This is a genomic window from Methylobacterium sp. WL119 (assembly GCF_008039875.1).
Lineage (GTDB): Bacteria > Pseudomonadota > Alphaproteobacteria > Rhizobiales > Beijerinckiaceae > Methylobacterium.
The window spans coordinates 1-489 of sequence record NZ_VRUU01000258.1; the positions used below are offsets into that span (position 1 = coordinate 1).

At 77.5% G+C, this 489-nt stretch carries 1 pseudogene; it reads left to right on the top strand.

Annotated elements, in window-relative coordinates:
* A pseudogene (locus tag FV227_RS28730) lies at positions 1 to 444 on the top strand (DUF58 domain-containing protein); the annotation flags it as partial.
* Between the last annotated feature and the right edge of the window lie 45 nt (positions 445 to 489).

The following is a 489-nucleotide window of genomic DNA, read 5'->3' on the forward strand; positions in this document are numbered from 1 at the left end:
GCCCACGCCCGCGCCCTCGCGCAACCCGCCGCCGCCGACCCGCCGCTCGACGCGCTGCTGACGCTGGCCCGCAGCCTGCTGCCGTCCGGCGGCCACCTCGTCCTCGCTTCGGCGCTCGACAGCCCCGGCCCCGACTTCGACCGCCTGCTGACGCTGCTCGCCGAGAGCCTGTCGATCCGCCTGATCCTGGTGAGCGACGCCTTCGAGCGGTCCCGGCCGCCGGGCTTCTACCCCTTCGCCCTGCCCGACGGCCGCCGCGGCACTGTCCAGTCCGCCCGCCAATCCGCACGCCAGCCCGCCCGCGAGCCGGCGCCCGCGCGCCTCGCCGCCGACGAGCGCCTGGCCGACTACGCCCGCCGCGGCATCGCGGGCCTGCGCCTCGACGTCGAGGCCGGCCCGGAGGCCTACGCCCCGCTGATGGAGCGGCTCGATGCGGTGTTGTGAAGCCGCCGCCGTTTCCCTTCCCCCCTGCTCCGCAGGGTACCCTCC